The sequence below is a fragment of the Pseudarthrobacter sp. NPDC092439 genome (assembly GCF_044754945.1).
GTDB lineage: Bacteria > Actinomycetota > Actinomycetes > Actinomycetales > Micrococcaceae > Arthrobacter.
In genome coordinates this window covers 102,593-121,450 of sequence record NZ_JBIVQB010000002.1, presented here as the reverse complement: position 1 = coordinate 121,450, position 18,858 = coordinate 102,593, and the positions used below count along the sequence as shown (strand labels likewise).

Below are 18,858 nucleotides of genomic sequence, written 5' to 3'. Positions count from 1 at the left end.
CGCGAAGGTTACTGATTGACAACGGCGATGGGCCGGCTTTCGAGTCGGCCCATCGGCATTTAATGTCCATGATGTGGGTCTTGCCACATTCGTTCCCGGCCGCGGTGGCGGGGCAGCCCCGGCGGTGCTTTTCCGACGTCGGACGCCAGGGACATAGTGGTCCGTGGATCCCCGGAATTCCGCGGAAGAACGGGGCTCCGGGACACTCCGGGTACGCACGCCGCACGGCCCCGGAACTGTCCGGACCGCCGATTTGTTGGTGGGAAAATCTTCCGGTAGAGTATTTACTCGTTGCCCCCCTAGCTCAGTGGTAGAGCGCGTTCTTGGTAAGAACGAGGTCACCGGATCGATTCCGGTGGGGGGCTCTGAATGAGGGCCTGTGTCAAGGCGGTTTTGACCGGCTTGACACAGGTTTTTCTCATTCGTGGCGGTGTAGCTCAGTTGGTTAGAGCGCACGACTCATAATCGTGAGGTCGGGAGATCGAGCCTCCCCACCGCTACATATAAAGCCCCCGGAATCTCAGAGATTCCGGGGGCTTTTCCGTTGGATGGGCAGGTCCCACGTGCAGAGCGTTTCCGTTGCCGTTTGGGCCCTACGCGTGGTCGTCGCCGCGCATGCGGACGGCTACGACGACGCCGGAGGCTGCGGTGAGCGCGGCGACGGCGGCGGTGGCGGTGGGAATGCCATAGAGGTCGGCGAGGATGCCGGACAGAAGCGCACCGACGGCGAATCCGCCGTCGCGCCACAATCGATAGACTCCCACGGACCGCGCCCGCCAGGCAGGGTGGGCAACGTCCCCGATGGCGGCCAGCAGGGTTGGGTAAACCATGGCCGTGCCGAGTCCCAGGACGATGGCAGCGGCGAGCCAGGGCGCGAAGCTGTGGGCTGAGGCGGTGATGACCAGGCCTGCGGCCTGGACCAGCATGCCGGCCGTGATGAACCATTTGCGGCCCCACCGGTCCGAGGCGGCGCCAGTGACCAGTTGGGCGGCGCCCCAGGCAGCGGGGTAGGCGGCGGCCAGGATGCCGACCTGGCCAAGGCTCAGCCCGGCGCTGGCGAAAAGGACGGGGAAGAGGCCCCAGGCCAGCCCGTCATTGAGGTTGTTCACCAGGCCGGCCTGGCTTGCGGCGGAGAGGGAGCGGTCTTTGAAGCTCGTGAGGGTGAACACCTGGCCAGTGGTGAGTCCTGCGTGGGCGCTGCTGTGGACAGCGGCATGCTGGGCGGCCTCGGCCTTGGCGTGGTGTCGGGTTTCCCTGACGGCAAGAACCGTCAATCCCAGGCCCAGGGCGATGTAGGCGGCTCCGAGCAGGAAAGGGGCCGGACGGAGTCCGAAGGAGGTGGCCAGGTAGCCGGTGGCCAGTGCTGTGACTGCCACGCCCAGGTAGCCCGCCGCCTCGTTGAACCCCATGGCCAGGCCGCGCTGTCTCGGGCCCACGAGGTCCATTTTCATAATGACGGCGGTGGACCAGGTAAGGCCTTGGCTGATGCCCAACAGTATGTTGGCCGCCACGATCCAGGCCCAGGACGGGCCGAAGATGAGCATGAGCGGGACCGGTACAGCAGCCAGCCAGCCGGCGATGAGGACCGGTTTGCGGCCGTATTTGTCCGAAAGCGTGCCGGCGAAGTAGTTCATCGCGGCCTTGGAGAGGCCGAACGCCAGAATGTAGGTCAGTGCGCCGGTGTACAGGTCCAGGTGAAATTCCTGGGAGGCCAGCAGGGGCAGGACCGTGCGCTCCTGCCCCAGGGTTCCGCCCACCAGGGCATTGACGGCCACCAGCAGCATGAACTGCGCCAGGTTCTGGCGCAGACCCAGCGCCGGGCCGGCTGAACCGGAGGCGTCGAATAGTGTTTTGCCCGGCATTGCTTTGTCCGTCCTGGCGGGGTGGCAGAAGGGTGGCCGGGGCGCGTTGGAGGAACGCGCCCCGGCCCGGAGCCCGGGCTGGAGTGGCCTGCCCGGGCTGATGGAGGGGTAGTGGGGCCTGGTTAGGCTGCAGGGACGCTGTTGTGCCAGGCCTCCCAGGCGGCGTAGCTGCCGTCGAGCTCGACCACGTCGTATCCTGCCCGGCGCAGGGCGCTGGCCGCTACGGAGTTGCGGACGCCGGACTGGCAGTACGTCACGATGGTCCCTTCGCCCGGGAGCTTGTCCAGGTGCCACATGATCCGGCCACCGCTGAGCTGGTACGACCCGGGGATGTTGCCGGCGATGTGCTCGCTGCGGTTGCGCACATCCACAACCATGGCTGCGTCGAAGCCCTTGAGTTCCTCGGGCTGGATCAGCTTGGGCGTGAAGGTGGGGAGCCCGTTGATGCTGGTGAGGTAGCCGGCGACGTTGTCGATGCCGACCCGGACCAGGTGGTCCCACATGTCCATGGCCTGTTCCTGGTCCTTCGCCAGGAGTACCAGCGGGTTCTTGTCCGTCTCGGGATTCACGACCCAGGCGCCGTAGCTGGCCACGGATTTGCCGGCCGGCACGTTCAGCGAGCGGACTACGGTGCCTTCGTGGACCTCGCTGTTGGAGCGGGTGTCGATGAAGGTCATGGTGTCCTCGGCCAGTCCTGCGGCGACAGTTCCGGTCGCCAGTTCGGGCAGGGGCGCCCGCTCACCCATGACTGCGGGGCCTTCACGGTTTTCGCGCTTCATCCTGCCGAAGTAGGCGTGGGCGTCCGGCTGGCCGTCGAGGAGCTCGTCGATGAAGCCCTGCTCGTCGTTGGCCGCCATGTAGGGGCCCCACCAGGCGTAAAGCCGCTCGTAGCCCACCGTTGAGGAGGGGATTGCCCCAAGGGCCTTGCCGCAGGCGCTGCCGGCGCCGTGGGCCGGGTGGACCTGGACGTAGTCCGGCAGGGTCAGGAACTTGTCCCGCAGGCTGGCGAACAGCTGTTTGGCGCCCTCGAACCGGGTATCAACGCCGCCGGCTGCCTCGTCCAGGAGGTCCGGTCGTCCCAGGTCACCGGAGAACACGAAGTCGCCGGAGAGCAGGTAGCCGGGCTGGTCGCTGAACGCGCCGTCAGTGACCAGGAAGGACAGGTGCTCGGGAGTGTGGCCGGGGGTGTGGACGGCTTTGATGCTGATGTTGCCGATGGTGATCGTGTCGCCGTCGTAGAGGCGTTCGCCGTCGAATTCGTACTGCCAGTCGGGACCGCCCTCGCCGGAGACGTAGATCTTCGCGCCCGTCGCTGCAGCGAGTTCGCGGGTGCCGGAGAGGTAGTCGGCGTGGATGTGGGTCTCGGTGACGGCCACGATCTCCATGCCGTTCTTCGCGGCAAGCTCCTGGTAGACCGCGATGTCGCGGCGGCCGTCGACAACAACGGCGGTGCCGTTGGCCTGGCAGCCGATCAGGTAGCTGGCCTGGGCGAGGTCTTCGTCGTAGATGCGCTCGATAAGCATGTGGTGCTCTCCTTTAGTTGAAAGGGAATTGATTGTTGTTCTGCATCAAGTATAGATACCCCGGGGGGTATCCCGCAACGGGGGCGCTGCCTAAGGCGATTTCCTGTCGCGCAGCTTTGGCAGGCCCGAGGGACTCAGGCGCGCTGGCGGCCTGTGTCGGCGCGGACCTTGTCCATGTCCAGGCTCTTGACGGCCTGGATAACTTCTTCCAGGCCGGTGGCGTTGAGGGCCCCGGGTTGGGAGAACACGAGGGTCTTGTCCTTGAAGGCCATCAGTGTGGGGATGGAGGTGATGTTCGCTGCTGCGGCAAGGGCCTGCTGGGCTTCGGTGTCCACCTTGGCGAAGGTGATGTCCGGGTGGCGTTCGGCTGCGTTCCCGTAAGTGGGGGCGAACATGCGGCAGGGGCCGCACCAGGCTGCCCAGAAGTCAACGAAGACGATGCCGTTGTTCTCCAGGGTCTCAGCGAAGCTCTGTTCCGTGACGTCGATGGTTGCCATGGTCTTTCGTGTCCTTTCGGGTGTTGTCTTGGGTGGAAGGCGGCGAAGTGTCGGCCTCAGGTGGTGGGCAGGCCGGCGCGGGTCCATGCGATCATTCCGCCTGCCATGGTGTCCGCCGAAAAGCCGGCGCCGTTGAGGGCGTCTGCGACGCGGGCTGAACGGTTGCCGCTGCGGCAGACCGCGATGACCGGGACTGCCGGATCCAGTTCGGACAGGCGTGCCTGCAGTTGGCCCATGGGGATGTGCAGGGCGCCTGGGATCATTCCTTCGGCCACCTCGAAGTCCTCACGGACGTCCAGGATGCGCGCGGTGGAGCGCCGTTGTTCGGTTTCGGTGACGGTGATTTCAGCCACTGGGTTCTCCTTCGAATTGTTCTGGGCTGTGGTTAGCGGACTGAAGGCCTGCTTCAGGGAGCTGATGAAACCCACGATTGTTCTCCTTGGTTATTGCGGGTGGTGATTCAGGCGGGAGAGGGGACGCTGCTGCGCCGCCTGCTCCGTTTGCGCAGGGGGCAGGAGCTGATGAAGAGCCAGCAGACGCCGGCGGTGGCTGCCGCCAGGGCTGCGACTCCGGCGGCAATGAACCATTGAAGGTCTGCCGGAGCCTGCTGGATGAGGACGAAGGTTCCCATGGCCAGTACGAACCAGCCGAATGCCTTGCGCAGGGCGGCCTCCGGGATACGGCCGGCCAGTTTGGACCCGGCCAGTGTGCCCGCGATGGCGGCTGCGGTCACGCCAAGGGTGATGCCCCAGTCGAGCTGCACGGTGGTGAGGTATCCGGCGAGTCCTGCGAAGGACTTCATGGCGATGACCACCAGCGAAGTGCCCACGGCAACGGACATCGGCAGGCCGCCCAGGAGTGCCAATGCAGGGAGCACGAGGAATCCGCCGCCGGCGCCGACCAGGCCGGTGACCAGTCCAACGACGGCCCCGTCCAGCAGCACCCTGCCAAGGGGCAGTTCGTGCCTGGCGGGTGCGGCGCCGTCGTCGTTCTTCTTCCTCCGGCCCCGGAGCATGGCCACTGAGGTGGCCACCATCATCGCCGCGAAGGCGATAAGCAGGATCTGGCCGGGGATGTGCCCGCCGAGGAGGCCGCCGACGAAAGCGCCGGCCATGCCGGCCGCGCCGAAGATCAGGCCGGTCCGCCACATCACCCTGCCGCCGCGGGCATGGCTGAGTACGCTGACCGCGGAGGTGACGCCGACCACGAACAGGGAGGCTGCGATGGCTTCCTTGGGCTCGAATCCGGCCACGTAGACCAGGATCGGGACGGTCAGGATGGATCCGCCGCCGCCCAGGACGCCGAGCGAGAGCCCGATGACCACCGAGAGCGCAAGAACGAGCAGCAGGGTGGCGCTCATTATGCCGCGGCTTCCGTGTTGGCAGCAGGGAGGGCGAGGATGGCGCTTTCGCGGGTGGGTTCCTTGGCGGCCTTGTTCCACGGCATGGCCGAGATGGCCTTGCCCATCGCGCAGGTATTCGTGGCCGCCGAGAACGTCAGGCCCGTCCCGATCAATCCGGCAAGGGTCCGGATCTTGGGGGAGACAAACCTTCCGCCGGCCAGGCCCAACACCACCAGGGAACCGGCCACAAGGCGAACCTGCCGTTCAAGGTCCCAGCGGTCCTTGCCCTTGACCACGTCGCCGCCCGCAGCGGCGAACCCGGGTGCCCCGCCGGCCAGGACATAGGCGGTGTCGATCCCGGCCTTGGCCAGGCGCTGGCGGGCCTGCTCGGCGCGCACGCCGGACTGGCACACCAGGACCACGCGGGAGCCCAGTCGGGCGGCGAGTTCATCGGTGTGCTCGGCCAGCAGCGGAAGGGGCACGTTGTAGGAGCCCCGGATGTGCATGGATTCGAACTCCGCGGCGGAGCGCACATCAATGACGACAAGGTCCTTGTGCTGTTCGATCCAGGCGCGCAGGGTCTCGGGCGCAAGGGCGGTAACGGCTGAAGTCGTGGAAGGGGAAGTCATTGCTGGCCTCTCGTAGGGGATGGCTGGATACCCCACCGAGTATTACAGATACCCCTGGGGGTAGTCAAAACACCCTCAGGGGTATAAAGTGGATGCAAGCCCCCGATAGTTGGAGAAACCCCGTGGAACTCAATTCCTCAGAACTCACCCCCGTCATCAACCGTTTGAAGCGCGCCCAGGGCCAGCTGGCGGCTGTAACCCGGATGCTGGAAGAAGGCCGGGACTGCAAGGACGTTGTCACCCAGCTCGCTGCGGTGTCGAAGGCGCTGGACCGGGCAGGGTTCGCCATCATCGCCACGGGTCTGGAGCAGTGCATTGTCCAGCAGGATGCAACGATGGATAAGAAGGATCTGGAGAAACTGTTCCTTTCCCTCGCGTAATCAGGCCTGGTGCCGGGCAGCCCAAAGGAGAACCATGACGTACACCCTGACCACCGCCGTCAACCTTCCATGGGCTGAAGCCTTGGACCGCACCCGGGACGCCCTGTCGGCCCAGGGCTTCGGAATCCTCACCGAGATCAATGTCCGTTCCACCTTCGAGGCCAAGCTTGGTGCCGAGGCTGCGGAGGCCGTCGGCGATTACGTGATTCTTGGCGCCTGTAACCCGGGCCTTGCCAGTCGCGCCATCGCCGCCGAGCCGGAAATCGGCGCACTCCTGCCCTGCAACGTCGTGGTGCGCCGCGGCAAGGAGGCGGACGTGACCACGGTGGAGGCCATCGACCCCCAGACAATGGTCCAGCTCAGCGATGCCCTCTCGGTCAAAGAAGTGGCCGACGATGCCGGCGACCGCCTCCGGAAGGCCCTTGCCGAAATTGGGGAAGCGGGCCGGTAGGGATGTCCGTTTAGGCATCGGCCCAACAGATGCCCCGTTGGCGTCCTGTGCAGTCCCGCCCATTTGCGGAACGGGCTGGTTAGCGGTTCAGGTCCACGTCCAGCGAGTTGGCTTCCACGTAGTCCAAGGCCCGCCGTACCGCGCCGGCGGCCACAATGGCGTCGCCCAGCGGTGAGGCCTCCACCCGCGGTGGCGTGGCGGTGAACTGCGTGAGGCGGCTCCGGATGTCCGGGAGCATTGGCCCCGCCGAGCGCGCCACCCCGCCGCCGATAACCACCAGTTCGGGATTCAGCATGGTGGCCACGGTGCCGATGATCCGGGCCATCCTGTCGGCCAGCCGGCCCCGGATGCTCCTTGCGACGGCGTCGCCCGCAGCGGCAGCGGCGAACACGTCCTCCGCCGCCATGCTGCCGGCCGGGATGTCCCGGAGTGCTGTGGCCACGTCCCCGGCAAGTGCCTCTGCGGCCCAGGCCCGGGCCAGGTGCGCGATGCCGAAGGTGTCGCCGACGCCCTCCACCAATTCCAGGTACGCCAGCTCGCCGGCGCTGCCGCGGCTGCCGTGGACCAGCCGGCCGCCCTCCACCACGCCCGAGCCCAGGCGCTCGCTGGCCAGGATCACCACGACGTCGTCCACGCCGGCCGCGGTGCCGCGCCAGCGTTCGCCGAGGGCCGCGAGGTTCGCGTCGTTTTCCAGCAGTACGATCCAGCCGTGCCGGTCGTGCAGTGCCGTCCTCAGTCCAATGTCGAACAGGCCCCAGAACTCCTGCGTCGCCAGCACGTTTCCATGCCGGTCCACTGGCGCGGCCACGCCGGCGCAGACGGCCAACACTTCCTTCGGGTCCGCGCCCGCCTCGCCGAGGGCGGCCAGCGCGACGTCCTCGATGACGGCCAGGCGCCCGGCGGCACCGCCGGCTGCAGCGAACGGGCGGCTGGCCCGGCCAATGGTGGTGCCGCGCAGGTCGGAGACCTCCACGGAAGCCTTCGCGTAGCCGATGTCCAGGCCAAGGACGACGCCGGCGCGTTCGTTCAGCTCGAAGCGCCGGGCCGGGCGGCCCTTCTGGGCGGTCCCTGCCGCCTTGTGGCTTTCCAGCTCCCGGATCCAGCCGCGCTCCATGAGGTCTTCACATACGGCGATGCCCGTGGCGCGGGTCAATCCGGTGGCGGCCATGACCTCTGTGACGGTCACCGCATGTGAGGCGCGCATGAACTCCAGGACCGCGCCCGCGCTGACCCGGCGGAGCAGGCCGGGGGTGGCCGGGATCCAGTCGGGCATGCTGTTGACCTTTCTGCGGGCCGGGCCAGATAATGTGGAAGGTATTAAATATAGAATCAATATAAATATAACCACACCCACGAAAAGGATCAGCCTTGTCCACCACTGCCACCTTGGCAACTCTGTCCGATTCCGACCGCCTGGCCGACCCCAACTGGTGGCGTCAGGCCTCCGTCTACCAGATCTACCCGCGGAGTTTCTCGGACTCCAACGGGGACGGCATCGGCGACCTCAAAGGCATCACCGCAAAGGTTCCATACCTGAAATCCCTTGGGATCGACGCCGTGTGGCTGAGCCCGTTCTACCCGTCGGCGCTCGCCGACGGCGGCTATGACGTGGACGACTACCGGGACGTGGACCCGAAGCTCGGGACGCTGGCCGACTTCGACGAAATGGCCAAGGCCCTGCACGCCGCCGGCATCAAGCTGATCGCGGACATCGTGCCCAACCACTCGTCGGACCGCCACGAGTGGTTCAAGGAGGCGCTGGCGTCCCCCAAGGGATCCCCGGCCCGCGACCGCTACATTTTCCGGGACGGGAAGGGCCCCAACGGTGAGTTCCCGCCGTCGGACTGGGACTCTGTGTTCGGCGGTCCGGCCTGGGAGCGCATTACGGAGCCGGACGGCACTCCGGGCCAGTGGTACATGCATATTTTCGCCAAGGAACAGCCGGACCTGAACTGGGCCAACCGCGAGATCCGCGACGACTTCCTCAAGACCCTGCGCTTCTGGTCGGACCGGGGCGTGGACGGATTCCGGGTTGACGTGGCGCACGCGCTGACCAAGGACCTCACCGAGCCGCTGCTGTCCAAGCTGGAACTGAGCGCCGCCAACACCGGCGTGGACGGTTTCGACGACGGCTCCCACCCGTTCTGGGACCGTGACGAGGTCCACGAGATCTACACCGAGTGGCGCGAGGTCTTCAACGAGTACAACCCTCCGCGCACCGCGGTGGCCGAGGCCTGGGTGCATGCTTCCCGCCGCGCCCGGTACGCCAGCCCCGAGGGCCTGGGCCAGGCGTTCAACTTCGACCTGCTGCAGGCCGATTTCGACGCCGCCGAATACAAGGAGATCATCACCCGCAACCTCGCCGAAGCCGCCGCCACCGGAGCCTCCTCCACCTGGGTGTTTTCCAACCACGACGTGGTCCGGCACGCCACCCGCTACGGGCTGCCCCAGGTCTCCAAGGCGAAGGCCGGCACCAAGGGCCAGGACGGCAAGGACTGGCTGCTGGCTGGCGGGCCCGCGGACCAGCTGGACGCAGTACTCGGGGAACGCCGTGCCCGTGCAGCCACGCTGCTGATGCTGGCCGTTCCCGGTTCTGCCTACCTCTATCAGGGTGAAGAACTGGGCCTCCAGGAAGTGGCTGACATCCCCGAATCGGAACGCCAGGACCCCTCCTTCTTCCGCAACCGGGGAGTGGAAGTGGGCCGGGACGGCTGCCGTGTGCCGCTGCCGTGGAAGGTTGAAGGACCCTCCTTTGGATTCGGTGACGGCGGCGCGCACCTGCCGCAGCCGGAGTGGTTCAGCAAGTACGCGGTGGAGGCACAGGACGGCACGGAGGGTTCCACCCTGGAGCTCTACCGGGCCGCCCTGAAGCTCCGCCGCGAACTGCAGACCGATGAGGAGCTCACCTGGCACGAAGCCGCCAGCCCGGAGGTCCTGCACTTCAGCCGCCCCAACGGCTGGCAGTCCGTGACCAACTTCGGGGACACCGCCGTCGAACTTCCTGCCGGCACCGTCCTGATCAGCAGCGCCCCGCTGGAAGGCGGCACCCTGCCTGCCAACACCACGGCCTGGCTGCGCGGCTAAGGCCCGGGGCGATGCAGGAACTGATCTATGGCTGCATGGGCCTGGGCGGCAGCTGGTCCGACGAACCGCACGGAAGCGACCACGTCGATGAGGCCGCCGCCGCCATCGACGCCGCACTGGACGCCGGAATCACGCTCTTCGACCACGCGGATATCTACCGCAACGGCAAGTCGGAGGCGGTGTTTGGCGAGGTCCTGGCCGCCCGGCCGGGGCTGCGGGACCGCATCCGGCTGCAGACCAAATGCGGCATCCGGCTTAGCGAACCCGGGATACCCGGACACTACGACCTGAGCCGGGACGCCATCCTGGAGCGGGTCAATGCCAGCCTCAAGCGGCTGCGGACGGACTACGTGGACATCCTCCTCCTGCACCGCCCGGATCCGCTGGCGGACCCCGCGGAGGTGGCCGGCGCCGTCGGCCACCTCATGGCGGAAGGCAAGGTCCGGCAACTGGGCGTGTCCAACATGTCCGCCGCGCAGATCGAGGTGCTGCAGGACCAGTTGGAGACGCCCGTGGTGGCCAACCAGCTGGAAATGAGCCTGTTGAAGAGGGCATGGCTGGAGAGCCACGTGCTGGTAAACCACTCCGAGCACCTGGACTACAGCTTCCCGCATGGCACCGTGGAGCACTGCATCCGGAACGGCATCACGCTTCAGGCCTACGGGTCGCTGGCCCGCGGGCTATACACGGGCGCCGAACCGGACAGTCCGTCATCCGCCGAAACCGCCACCTCTGAACTGGTGGCCCGGCTGGCTGCGGACTACGGCACCTCGGGTGAAGCCGTCCTGCTGGGCTGGCTGATGAAGCACCCGGCGGGGATCGCGCCCGTGATTGGGACGGTCAACCCCGGGCGGATCCGGGCCTGCCGGGACGCCGGCCGGGTGGCGCAGGCCATGACCCGGGCCGAGTGGTACCAGCTGTGGGTCACGGCGCGGGGGAGCAACATCCCCTGACCGGCGCTGACCGGCGCTGACCGGGCGGGTGGCCAAAGTGGGCTTTAAGTTCTTATTGGTCCCCGCCCGGCGGCCGTTTTCTTGGCACTGCCGGTCTCCGGCCAGATACGGTAGGAACATGACGTCTACCATCGCCGCCGAGACCGTAAGGCCGGAACGCAATATCCCCGCAGAAATCGCCCGCTCCTGGCTCCTCGTGAACGCCATGAAGACGGAACTGTTCGACCAGTCGGCAGTGTCCCGCGCGGACTCGATCATCCTGGATATTGAAGATGCCGTAGACCCGTCCCAGAAGGACCAGGCCCGCGGCCACGTGGTGGACTGGCTGACGGCCGGCGGCAAGGCATGGGTCCGCATCAATGACGCCACCAGCCCGTTCTGGGCCGATGACCTCGCGGGCCTGCGCGGCACCCCGGGCCTGCTGGGCGTCATGCTCGCCAAGACTGAATCCGCGGACCAGGTCACCGAGAGCTTTCACCGCATGGACGGCAAAACCCCAGTGATCCCGCTGGTGGAATCCGCCTTGGGCATCGAAGAAGCCAACCACATCGCCAAGGCCCAGGGCGCCTTCCGCCTGGCCTTCGGCTCAGGCGACTTCCGCCGCGACACCGGCATGGCTGCCACTCCGGAGGCAATGGCCTACCCCCGCGCCAAGCTGGTCGTGGCCAGCCGCGTGGGCAACCTGCCGGGCCCCATCGACGGTCCCACCGTGGGCACCAACCACCCCATCCTGCGCGAGCAGACCGGCATCACCGTGATGATGGGCATGACCGGCAAACTCTGCCTTGCCATCGACCAGACCCCGGTGATCAACGAAGTCATCAGCCCCACGCCCTCTGACGTCGCCTGGGCCACGGACTTCATGAACGACTTCGAAGCCAATGGCCGCGTCATCCGCGACGGCTCCGACCTGCCACGCCTGGGCCGCGCCGAGAAGATCATGAAGCTCGCAGTGGCATTTGGAGTCAAGCCGGCGCTGTAGGCCCCGGCCGGTAGACTGTCACGGTGCTGAACGAATTCTGGGCCACCGCGCCAACCCGCTACAAAGTCCTGGTCTTCAGTGCAATGGGGCTTATCGGCGTCGGAATCATCCTGAGCCTGGTGGGCAACGCCGGCGGCAACCAGGCCTTGGCCATGGTGTCCCTGCCGCTCATCGGGCTGGGCCTGGTGCTGCACATCGTGGGCCTCGTGGTCCGCGGTCAGGCCATCCGCAACAACCTCCGCCGGTAGTTCCGCCTGTCTTTCCTGCAGGCCTGCGGCGGGCGATAGTCTTGAGGCCATGACTATCAATCCGGACCTGCAGGGCCGCAGCTACCCTGCCGCAGAGGTGTACGACGTTGGCCGCGAGAAGATCCGCGAGTTCGCCCGCGCCGTCAAAGCCATCCACCCTGCGCACTTCGACGTCGAGGCCGCCAGGGCCCTGGGCCACGCGGACCTCGTGGCGCCGCCCACGTTCGCCATCATCGTCGCCCAGCGCGCCGACGCCCAGCTGATCGAAGACCCGGAAGCCGGCATCGACTTCTCCCGTGTGGTCCACGCGGACCAGCGCTTCACGCACCACCGGCCCATCCTGGCCGGCGACCGCCTGGTGGCCGAGCTGCATGTGGACGGGGTCCGGGCCATGGGCGGCGGAGCCATGCTCACCACCCGCTCGGAGATCTACGCGCTGGGTGACGGCGACTCCCGGCAGCATGTCACCACCACCACGTCATCCATCCTGGTCCGCGGAGAGGGACAGTAGCCATGAGCCCCACCTTCAACGAACTTAGCGCCGGCCAGGAGATCGGCAGCCGCACCGTCGAGGTCACCCGCACGGACCTGGTCAAGTATGCCGGCGCCTCAGGGGATTTCAACCCCATCCACTGGAACGAGGCTTTCGCCACCAGCGTGGAATTGCCCGGCGTGATCGCGCACGGCATGTTCACCATGGGAGCAGCCGTCCAGCTGGTGACTGACTGGGCAGGCGGCCCCGCCGCCGTCGTCGATTTCCAGACGCGTTTCACCAAGCCGGTACTGGTCACGGACACCACCGGAACACCGGATCCCGGCGCCAGCATCGAGGTCAGCGGCACCATTGGAAAGCTCGACGCCGATGCGGGCACCGCGCGCGTTGACCTCACCGTGGTTTCCGGCGGACAGAAAGTCCTGATGAAGGCCCAGGCCCTCGTCAGGGTCTCCTGAGCCTCCTCCCATGACCGCCCGGACCGGCGTCAGGCCTTCCGCCGTCGAGGTCACGCAATGGCGCAACGCCGTGGTGGTGGCCTATGCGGCAAGTGGCATCGCGTTTGCGTCCTGGGTGTCCCGGCTTCCGGCGATCCGGGACGGGTTGGGCCTGACTCCGGCGAACGTTGGGCTGCTGCTGCTCTGCATGACGGTGGGGTCGTTCCTGTCCGTCTCCGCCTCCGGTCTGATCGTGCTGCGGCTCGGCTCGCGGCGGACCATCCGGACCGGAAGCATCATGGTGGGCGTGGGCCTGGCTGTTGCCGGCTTCGGCACCTCGGTCCTGGTCAGCCCCCTGGCAACGGCGGTCGGCCTGGCCATCATCGGCCTGGGCACCGCCAGCTGGAACACCGCCTCCAATGTGGAGGGCGCCGCAGTGGAGCGCGCCGTGGGCCGGCACATCATGCCGCGGCTGCATGGCTCGTTCAGCATCGGAACGGTGGCAGGTGCCGGCCTGGGGGCGTGGGCCGCCGCAGTTTCCATCCCAGTGTTCTGGCACCTCGCCGCAGCCGGTGCCTTGGTAGCCGTTTCGGTGACGACGGCGGCGGCCCGGTTCCGCGCGGACCTCACCCCGCACGGGGGTGAACGCAGTTACGCGCCGGATGCGTTCGGCGACCCTTCCACCGGGCCCATCCCCGTCATCCCGCCCGGCGGGGCAGCGGCCGGCGAGGAACCGCTGGACAACAAGCGCAAGGTCGCCCAGGCCTGGCGTGACCGCCGCACCGTGCTCCTCGGTGTCCTGGTGCTGGGCCTGGCCCTCGCCGAGGGTGCCGCGGGCGACTGGGTGGCGCTGGCCCTTGCGGACGGGCACGGGCAGAGCGACGCCGCGGGTGCGGCCGGCTACGGCCTGTTCGTGTCGTTCATGACAGTCGGCCGCTTTGCCGGAACCGCGGTCCTGGACCGCTACGGCCGGGTGCCGGTCATGCGGTGGTGCGCGGCCATGGCCGTCCTGGGCCTGGGCCTGTTCGTCTTCGCCCCGGAGCCCTGGGTGGCTTACGCGGGTCTCGCTGTGTGGGGGCTCGGCGCATCCCTGGGCTTCCCGGTAGGGATGTCCGCGGCCGCCGACGATCCCGCCAAGGCCGCCGCCCGGGTCTCTGTGGTGTCCACCATCGGGTACGGTGCTTTCCTGTGCGGGCCGCCGCTGCTGGGCCTGCTGGCCGAACATGTTGGCATTCTGCACTCGCTCCTGGCCGTCATGGTCATGCTGGTGGTCAGCTTCCTGCTCTCGCCGGTGGCCCGAAAGGTTACCTAGTTTTCCCTAGTATTGTGGCAGGGTGACTCCCACGATGCTCTCCCAGCTGACCACGTCCGCCGTCGGCGGCCCCGCCGGCGCCTACATTGCGGCCCGGACCGAGGCTGAAATCATCGACGCCCTCCGTTCCGCGGACGCGGCAGGGGAGCAGGTCCTCATCATCAGCGGCGGCTCCAACCTGCTGATTTCCGACGACGGGTTCCCCGGTACCGTAGTCCGCATCGCTTCCGAGGGGCTCACCGTCAACGCGGAAGACTCCTGCGGCGGGGTCTCCGTTGTAGCACAGGCGGGCCACAACTGGGACGCCCTCGTGGAGCATGCCGTCCGACATGCCTGGTCCGGGCTTGAGGCGCTCTCCGGCATCCCCGGTTCAACGGGTGCTACGCCGGTCCAGAACGTGGGTGCCTACGGCGCGGACGTTTCCCAGACCATTGCCGCTGTCCGTACCTGGGACCGGCAGCGGAACGCCGTGCGGACGTTCACCAACTCCGAGCTCAAGTTCGGATACCGCGACTCCATCCTGAAGCAGACCACGGTCAACGGCTCGCCGCGCTACGTGGTGCTGACCGTGGAGTTCCAGTTGCCGCTTGGCCGGATGAGCGCGCCCATCCGCTACGCCGAACTGGCGCGCTCCCTGGGGGTCGAACCGGGCAAGCGGGCATACGCCAACGATGTGCGCCGTGAAGTGCTGCGCCTGCGTGCCTCCAAAGGCATGGTGCTGGATGCCCGGGACCGGGACACCTACTCGACGGGTTCGTTTTTCACTAACCCGGTGGTGGCCGCGGATGTTGCTGCCACCCTTCCCGAGGGTGCTCCACGGTACCCGGCGGGTGAGGAAGGGCTCGTGAAGCTCTCTGCGGCGTGGCTGATCGACCAGGCCGGCTTCGGCAAGGGCTACGGGCTGGAACCGGACAGCGTCTCCGGGGGCCGCGCGTCGCTCTCCACCAAGCACACCCTCGCCATTACCAACCGCGGCTCAGCCAGCGCCGCGGACATGCTGTCCGTCGCGCGGGAGGTGCGTGCCGGCGTCGAGCGCCGTTTTGGCATTCTCCTGCACCCAGAACCGCTGCTGATCGGCCTGGAACTCTAACCCCGCCCCATAACCGGCCCGCCCCAACATAACCGGCGTCGGCGGACACCGCTTATGCTGCCCCGGGCCGCCCATGCCCGCAGATCGGTCGGCGACCGTAGGATGGGGGCATGGCTCCGCTGGCGGGAAAGCGCCTCAACGGCAGGATCATGGGACGGCTCAGACTCGCCTCGCAGTGGCTGCTGCCGTCTTTCACCGGTGAGCGTCCGGAGGCGGCTGACATAGTCCGTTGGATGACGGCCATGCAGGCGCAGGATCTTCAGGCTGCACTCTGGGCTGTCGGTGTCCGGCTCCCGGTGGGGGGCCTCATGGCGGTTCGGGCGGCCCTGAACTCGGGGACCATTGTCCGGTCCTGGCCGATGCGTGGCACCCTGCACCTGGTGGCGCCCGAAGACCTTCGCTGGATGCTGGAGCTCACTGCGGACCGCCTGACCAAGGGCATGGCCGCCCGCCACCGGGAACTCGGCATCACCTGGGCGGACGTGGAGAAATGCCGGGACCTCGCCCTGGACCATATCTCGGCCGCGGGACCGGTCAGCCGCAGTGAGCTGTTTGCTGTGTTCGATGCCGCCGGCCAGGCCACGCAGGGCCAGCGCGGCATCCATATCCTCGGCACACTCTGCCGCTATCGCTGGCTGGTTCTGGGACCGCTGGCCGGCAACCAGCAGCTGATGGTGGCCTTTGACGACTGGATTCCAGCATCGCGCCGGCTGGAGCGTGCGGAGGCGGTTGCCGAGTGGCTGCTCCGGTACTTCCGCAGCCATGGGCCAGCCACCGTCCATGACTTCGCCTGGTGGACGCAGTTGCCGCTCACCGAGGTCCGGGCCGCCCTGGAGGAAGTCCGCGGGCAACTGGCGGAGCTGGAGTTCGATGGTTCCGTCTACTGGATGTCGCCCGGGACGGCGGCGCTGCTGGACGGGACAGTCCCCGGAGGCCGGTCAGTCCTGTTGCTGCCCGGTTTCGACGAGTTCCTCCTGGGCTACAAGGACCGGAGCCTGGTGCTGCCGGCGGAGTACGCCAACCATATCGTTCCCGGCGGCAACGGAGTATTCAAGAAGACAGTTGTGGCTGCTGGCGAGGTGGTTGGCACCTGGGCCGTGGAGGGAAAGGGCCGCCGTGCCGCCGTCGTACATGATCTCTTTGTTGGCGGGCAGCCCGGTCCGGCCCCGCAGGCTGCCTTCGACCGCGCCGCCCGACGGTACCTGGAATTCCTGGCCACCTGACGCACACTCCCGTATAACCGGCCCGCGCCGGCTTGACCGGCGTTGGTCAACCGCGCTCATGCGGCCACGGACCGCTCATGGCGCCGGGGTTTATCCACATAGCCGCGCCCGGGGTACCCGTCCAACAGCCGCCCGGCGAGTGTTGAACCATGAATTCCAAAAAGATCCGGGCCGTAGTGGACGGCCGGTGGCCGCAGGTGGATGTTGCGTCAACCCGGCACCTGGCAGCGGCCGGCCTGGAGAGCAGGCTGGTCAAGAAAGCAACGGACGACGGCGCGCTGCTGCGACTTCGCAGGGGTGCCTACGTTCGGCGGAGCTACTGGGACAGCCTGAAACCGTGGGACCAGGACCTGCTGCGGATCCTCGCGCACTTCGAATCGACGGACGGCGATTCCCGGTACAGCCACATCAGCGCGGCCCGGCTGCACCGCTGCGATGTGTGGGAGGTGGGCCCGTTGATCCATGTCACCACCGGCTACTCGAACTCCCGGGCCAGCGCAGGTAACGATGTCAGGACGCATCGGCTGCCGTTGGCGGAGCACGAGCTGGCCACGGCGCGGACAGTGGACGGCCGGGAGGTCCTGACCACCAGCCTGGAACGGACGGTGCTGGACTGCACCCGGATCCTGCCGCTGGACCGGGCCGCGGTGATCGGGGACCACGCCCTCCGCAAGGGTGCCAGCCTGGAGCGCATGCGGCAACTCCTGGATGAGAGTCCCACCAAGCGCGGCAGCAGGAGGGCTGCGGCCCTGCTGGAGGTGATCGACGGGCGCTCGGAGTCGGCCGGGGAGACCCGGACCCGTCTGCTGCTGCGCTCCTTTGGCCTGGACAGTTTCATTCCGCAGGTGGACATTCCAACGCCCCAGGGCCTGTTCCGGGCGGACTTCGCGGACCCTCAGGCCAGGGTCATCATCGAATTTGACGGCCGCGCCAAGTACTCCGACTACAAGCCCGCAGAGGAAGCCCTCCTCAACGAGCGGTGGCGGGAAACAGCGCTGCAGGAGCTCGGCTGGTCAGTGTTCCGGATCAAGTGGCCGCAGCTGGACCGGCCCGGCGAACTCCGGAGGCGGCTCTTCGCGTTCCTTGCCACGCAAAAGCGGCCCTGACCCGCATGAGCGGCGCTCGGAAGCACCGGTTATGTGGGCCAGGGCCGCTTATGGCGGACAAAAACTACAGGTTCCCGGTGGCGATGTTGAGCATGCGGCGCAGGGGCTCGGCGGCGCCCCAGAGGAGCTGGTCGCCCACGGTGAAGGCACTGATGTACTGCGGGCCCATCTCCATCTTGCGGATGCGGCCCACCGGGATGTCCAGGGTGCCGGAGGCCGCAACGGGCGTGAGGTCGGCCATGGAGGCTTCCTTGGTGTTGGGAACCACCTTGGCCCACTCGTTATCCTCCGCCAGGAGCTTCTCGATCTCCGCGACGGGCAGGTCCTCGCGCAGCTTGAGCGTCAGCGCCTGGGAGTGGGAGCGCATGGCGCCGATCCGGACGCACAGCCCGTCCATGATGATCCGGTTTTCCTCGGTCGTGCCCAGGATCTTGTTGGTCTCCACCCCGGCCTTCCACTCTTCCTTGGACTGCCCGTTGCCCAGGTCGGCGTCGATCCAGGGGATCAGCGAGCCGGCCAGCGGCACGCCGAACTGGGTGGCGTCGATGTCGGTGCGCTGGTGGGCGAGCACCTTGCGGTCGATCTCCAGAATGGCCGACGCCGGGTCGTCCAGTTCCGTGCTGACCTCGGCGTTTAGCGTGCCGAACTGGCTGAGGAGCTCGCGCATGTGCCGGGCGCCGCCGCCGGAGGCTGCCTGATAGGTCATGGAGGTGCCCCACTCGACCAGCCCGTTCTTGAACAGTCCGCCGAGGCCCATGAGCATGCAGGAGACGGTGCAGTTGCCGCCGATGAAGTCCCGGGTGCCGTTGACCAGGCCCTTGTCGATGACATCGCGGTTGATGGGGTCCAGCACGATGATGGAATCGTCGTTCATCCGGAGGGTGGAGGCGGCGTCGATCCAGAGGCCGTCCCAGCCGCGGCCGCGCAGCTCCGAGTGGACGCGCTTGGTGTAGTCCCCGCCCTGGGCGGTGACGATAATGGGCAGCTTGGCCAGGGTGTCGAGATCGAACGCGTCCTTGAGCTTGCCGGCGCTGCCCCCTGCTGTTCCAGCAATAGACGGCCCGGCACCTCCCGCGTTGGAGGTGGAGAAGAACACCGGGTTGATGTTGGCGAAGTCGCCCTCGTCCTGCATGCGCTGCATGAGGACGGAACCGACCATGCCGCGCCATCCGACCAGGCCGACGGAAGGGGTAGCTGCTGTAGTCATTGGATCAGTTTAGACTTCGCAACCGGCCCGGCGCAGTCG

20 protein-coding genes and 2 tRNA genes are annotated in these 18,858 nt (G+C 67.4%); 14 read left to right on the top strand and 8 right to left on the bottom strand.

Translation table 11 applies throughout. The annotated features are described in order from the left end of the window. The first annotated feature begins 293 nt into the window (after window positions 1-293). Window positions 294-365, top strand: a tRNA-Thr gene (locus ACIQCM_RS05330). 61 nt (window positions 366-426) lie between these two features. Further along, window positions 427-500 (top strand) — tRNA-Met (locus ACIQCM_RS05325). Between the two features lie 93 nt (window positions 501-593). On the opposite strand, the gene ACIQCM_RS05320 is transcribed toward ACIQCM_RS05325, so the two are convergent. The 6 genes from ACIQCM_RS05320 to ACIQCM_RS05295 form a co-directional block, all read right to left on the bottom strand. Continuing rightward, window positions 594-1,862 (bottom strand): MFS transporter, encoded by a 1,269-nt coding sequence (locus tag ACIQCM_RS05320; protein WP_400604491.1) that lies wholly within the window; start codon window positions 1,860-1,862, stop codon window positions 594-596. A 122-nt stretch (window positions 1,863-1,984) separates the two neighbouring features. Beyond that, window positions 1,985-3,385 (bottom strand): rhodanese-like domain-containing protein, encoded by a 1,401-nt coding sequence (locus ACIQCM_RS05315; RefSeq protein WP_400604489.1) that lies wholly within the window; start codon window positions 3,383-3,385, stop codon window positions 1,985-1,987. Between the two features lie 134 nt (window positions 3,386-3,519). Then, complete coding sequence (trxA, locus tag ACIQCM_RS05310) at window positions 3,520-3,882, bottom strand: thioredoxin (protein ID WP_400604487.1); 363 nt, start codon at window positions 3,880-3,882, stop codon at window positions 3,520-3,522. A 56-nt stretch (window positions 3,883-3,938) separates the two neighbouring features. After that, the gene (locus tag ACIQCM_RS05305) at window positions 3,939-4,235 is read right to left on the bottom strand and encodes a rhodanese-like domain-containing protein (RefSeq protein ID WP_400605429.1); all 297 of its coding nucleotides are present in this window, start codon (window positions 4,233-4,235) and stop codon (window positions 3,939-3,941) included. Window positions 4,236-4,342: 107 nt separating this feature from the next. Further along, window positions 4,343-5,242 (bottom strand): sulfite exporter TauE/SafE family protein, encoded by a 900-nt coding sequence (locus tag ACIQCM_RS05300; protein WP_400604485.1) that lies wholly within the window; start codon window positions 5,240-5,242, stop codon window positions 4,343-4,345. Then, window positions 5,242-5,853, bottom strand: a complete 612-nt coding sequence (locus tag ACIQCM_RS05295) for a rhodanese-like domain-containing protein (protein ID WP_400604483.1) — start codon at window positions 5,851-5,853, stop codon at window positions 5,242-5,244. The genes ACIQCM_RS05300 and ACIQCM_RS05295 overlap by 1 nt, the downstream gene beginning before the upstream one ends. A 122-nt stretch (window positions 5,854-5,975) precedes the next feature. Here ACIQCM_RS05295 and ACIQCM_RS05290 point away from each other — a divergent pair, with 122 nt between their 5' ends. Together ACIQCM_RS05290 and ACIQCM_RS05285 are read left to right on the top strand one after the other, a co-directional pair. Next, window positions 5,976-6,233 carry a metal-sensitive transcriptional regulator gene (locus ACIQCM_RS05290; RefSeq protein WP_400604482.1) on the top strand — a complete coding sequence of 86 codons (258 nt, stop codon included), beginning with the start codon at window positions 5,976-5,978 and terminating at the stop codon, window positions 6,231-6,233. Between the two features lie 34 nt (window positions 6,234-6,267). Then, window positions 6,268-6,684 carry a DUF302 domain-containing protein gene (locus ACIQCM_RS05285; protein WP_400604480.1) on the top strand — a complete coding sequence of 139 codons (417 nt, stop codon included), beginning with the start codon at window positions 6,268-6,270 and terminating at the stop codon, window positions 6,682-6,684. A 79-nt stretch (window positions 6,685-6,763) separates the two neighbouring features. Here ACIQCM_RS05285 and ACIQCM_RS05280 read toward each other — a convergent pair whose 3' ends face one another. Next, a complete protein-coding gene (locus ACIQCM_RS05280) occupies window positions 6,764-7,957 on the bottom strand; it encodes an ROK family protein (protein WP_400604479.1) in 1,194 nt (397 codons plus the stop codon). A gap of 95 nt (window positions 7,958-8,052) precedes the next feature. Here ACIQCM_RS05280 and ACIQCM_RS05275 point away from each other — a divergent pair, with 95 nt between their 5' ends. From ACIQCM_RS05275 to ACIQCM_RS05230, 10 genes are all read left to right on the top strand, one after another. After that, the gene (locus ACIQCM_RS05275; RefSeq protein ID WP_400604477.1) at window positions 8,053-9,768 is read left to right on the top strand and encodes a glycoside hydrolase family 13 protein; all 1,716 of its coding nucleotides are present in this window, start codon (window positions 8,053-8,055) and stop codon (window positions 9,766-9,768) included. An 11-nt stretch (window positions 9,769-9,779) separates the two neighbouring features. After that, a complete protein-coding gene (locus ACIQCM_RS05270; protein WP_400604475.1) occupies window positions 9,780-10,721 on the top strand; it encodes an aldo/keto reductase family oxidoreductase in 942 nt (313 codons plus the stop codon). A gap of 118 nt (window positions 10,722-10,839) precedes the next feature. Next, window positions 10,840-11,703, top strand: coding sequence for an HpcH/HpaI aldolase/citrate lyase family protein (locus tag ACIQCM_RS05265; RefSeq protein ID WP_400604474.1), 864 nt, complete (start codon window positions 10,840-10,842; stop codon window positions 11,701-11,703). A 23-nt stretch (window positions 11,704-11,726) separates the two neighbouring features. Beyond that, complete coding sequence (locus tag ACIQCM_RS05260) at window positions 11,727-11,951, top strand: DUF3188 domain-containing protein (protein WP_400604472.1); 225 nt, start codon at window positions 11,727-11,729, stop codon at window positions 11,949-11,951. Between the two features lie 49 nt (window positions 11,952-12,000). Beyond that, window positions 12,001-12,462, top strand: coding sequence for a MaoC family dehydratase N-terminal domain-containing protein (locus tag ACIQCM_RS05255; RefSeq protein WP_400604471.1), 462 nt, complete (start codon window positions 12,001-12,003; stop codon window positions 12,460-12,462). Between the two features lie 2 nt (window positions 12,463-12,464). Continuing rightward, a complete protein-coding gene (locus tag ACIQCM_RS05250) occupies window positions 12,465-12,902 on the top strand; it encodes a MaoC family dehydratase (protein ID WP_400604469.1) in 438 nt (145 codons plus the stop codon). A gap of 10 nt (window positions 12,903-12,912) precedes the next feature. Further along, entirely contained in the window at window positions 12,913-14,193 is a 1,281-nt protein-coding gene (locus tag ACIQCM_RS05245) for an MFS transporter (protein ID WP_400604468.1), read from the top strand. Window positions 14,194-14,215: 22 nt separating this feature from the next. Then, window positions 14,216-15,283, top strand: coding sequence for a UDP-N-acetylmuramate dehydrogenase (locus ACIQCM_RS05240; RefSeq protein ID WP_400604466.1), 1,068 nt, complete (start codon window positions 14,216-14,218; stop codon window positions 15,281-15,283). Window positions 15,284-15,393: 110 nt separating this feature from the next. Continuing rightward, entirely contained in the window at window positions 15,394-16,506 is a 1,113-nt protein-coding gene (locus tag ACIQCM_RS05235) for a winged helix DNA-binding domain-containing protein (protein WP_400604464.1), read from the top strand. A 149-nt stretch (window positions 16,507-16,655) separates the two neighbouring features. Further along, window positions 16,656-17,612, top strand: coding sequence for a hypothetical protein (locus ACIQCM_RS05230; protein WP_400604462.1), 957 nt, complete (start codon window positions 16,656-16,658; stop codon window positions 17,610-17,612). A 64-nt stretch (window positions 17,613-17,676) separates the two neighbouring features. Here the strand turns inward: ACIQCM_RS05230 and asd are convergent, their stop codons facing one another. Beyond that, window positions 17,677-18,819 carry an aspartate-semialdehyde dehydrogenase gene (asd, locus tag ACIQCM_RS05225; RefSeq protein WP_400604461.1) on the bottom strand — a complete coding sequence of 381 codons (1,143 nt, stop codon included), beginning with the start codon at window positions 18,817-18,819 and terminating at the stop codon, window positions 17,677-17,679. Between the last annotated feature and the right edge of the window lie 39 nt (window positions 18,820-18,858).

Coding starts and splice junctions, on each gene's coding strand:
- ACIQCM_RS05235 (WP_400604464.1), top strand. CDS start 15,394: ATGGCTCCGCTGGCGGGAAAGCGCCTCAACGGCAGGATCATGGGACGG.
- ACIQCM_RS05320 (WP_400604491.1), bottom strand. CDS start 1,862: ATGCCGGGCAAAACACTATTCGACGCCTCCGGTTCAGCCGGCCCGGCG.
- ACIQCM_RS05265 (WP_400604474.1), top strand. CDS start 10,840: ATGACGTCTACCATCGCCGCCGAGACCGTAAGGCCGGAACGCAATATC.
- ACIQCM_RS05285 (WP_400604480.1), top strand. CDS start 6,268: ATGACGTACACCCTGACCACCGCCGTCAACCTTCCATGGGCTGAAGCC.
- asd (WP_400604461.1), bottom strand. CDS start 18,819: ATGACTACAGCAGCTACCCCTTCCGTCGGCCTGGTCGGATGGCGCGGC.
- ACIQCM_RS05300 (WP_400604485.1), bottom strand. CDS start 5,242: ATGAGCGCCACCCTGCTGCTCGTTCTTGCGCTCTCGGTGGTCATCGGG.
- ACIQCM_RS05315 (WP_400604489.1), bottom strand. CDS start 3,385: ATGCTTATCGAGCGCATCTACGACGAAGACCTCGCCCAGGCCAGCTAC.
- ACIQCM_RS05280 (WP_400604479.1), bottom strand. CDS start 7,957: ATGCCCGACTGGATCCCGGCCACCCCCGGCCTGCTCCGCCGGGTCAGC.
- ACIQCM_RS05255 (WP_400604471.1), top strand. CDS start 12,001: ATGACTATCAATCCGGACCTGCAGGGCCGCAGCTACCCTGCCGCAGAG.
- trxA (WP_400604487.1), bottom strand. CDS start 3,882: ATGGCAACCATCGACGTCACGGAACAGAGCTTCGCTGAGACCCTGGAG.
- ACIQCM_RS05230 (WP_400604462.1), top strand. CDS start 16,656: ATGAATTCCAAAAAGATCCGGGCCGTAGTGGACGGCCGGTGGCCGCAG.
- ACIQCM_RS05250 (WP_400604469.1), top strand. CDS start 12,465: ATGAGCCCCACCTTCAACGAACTTAGCGCCGGCCAGGAGATCGGCAGC.
- ACIQCM_RS05270 (WP_400604475.1), top strand. CDS start 9,780: ATGCAGGAACTGATCTATGGCTGCATGGGCCTGGGCGGCAGCTGGTCC.
- ACIQCM_RS05245 (WP_400604468.1), top strand. CDS start 12,913: ATGACCGCCCGGACCGGCGTCAGGCCTTCCGCCGTCGAGGTCACGCAA.
- ACIQCM_RS05295 (WP_400604483.1), bottom strand. CDS start 5,853: ATGACTTCCCCTTCCACGACTTCAGCCGTTACCGCCCTTGCGCCCGAG.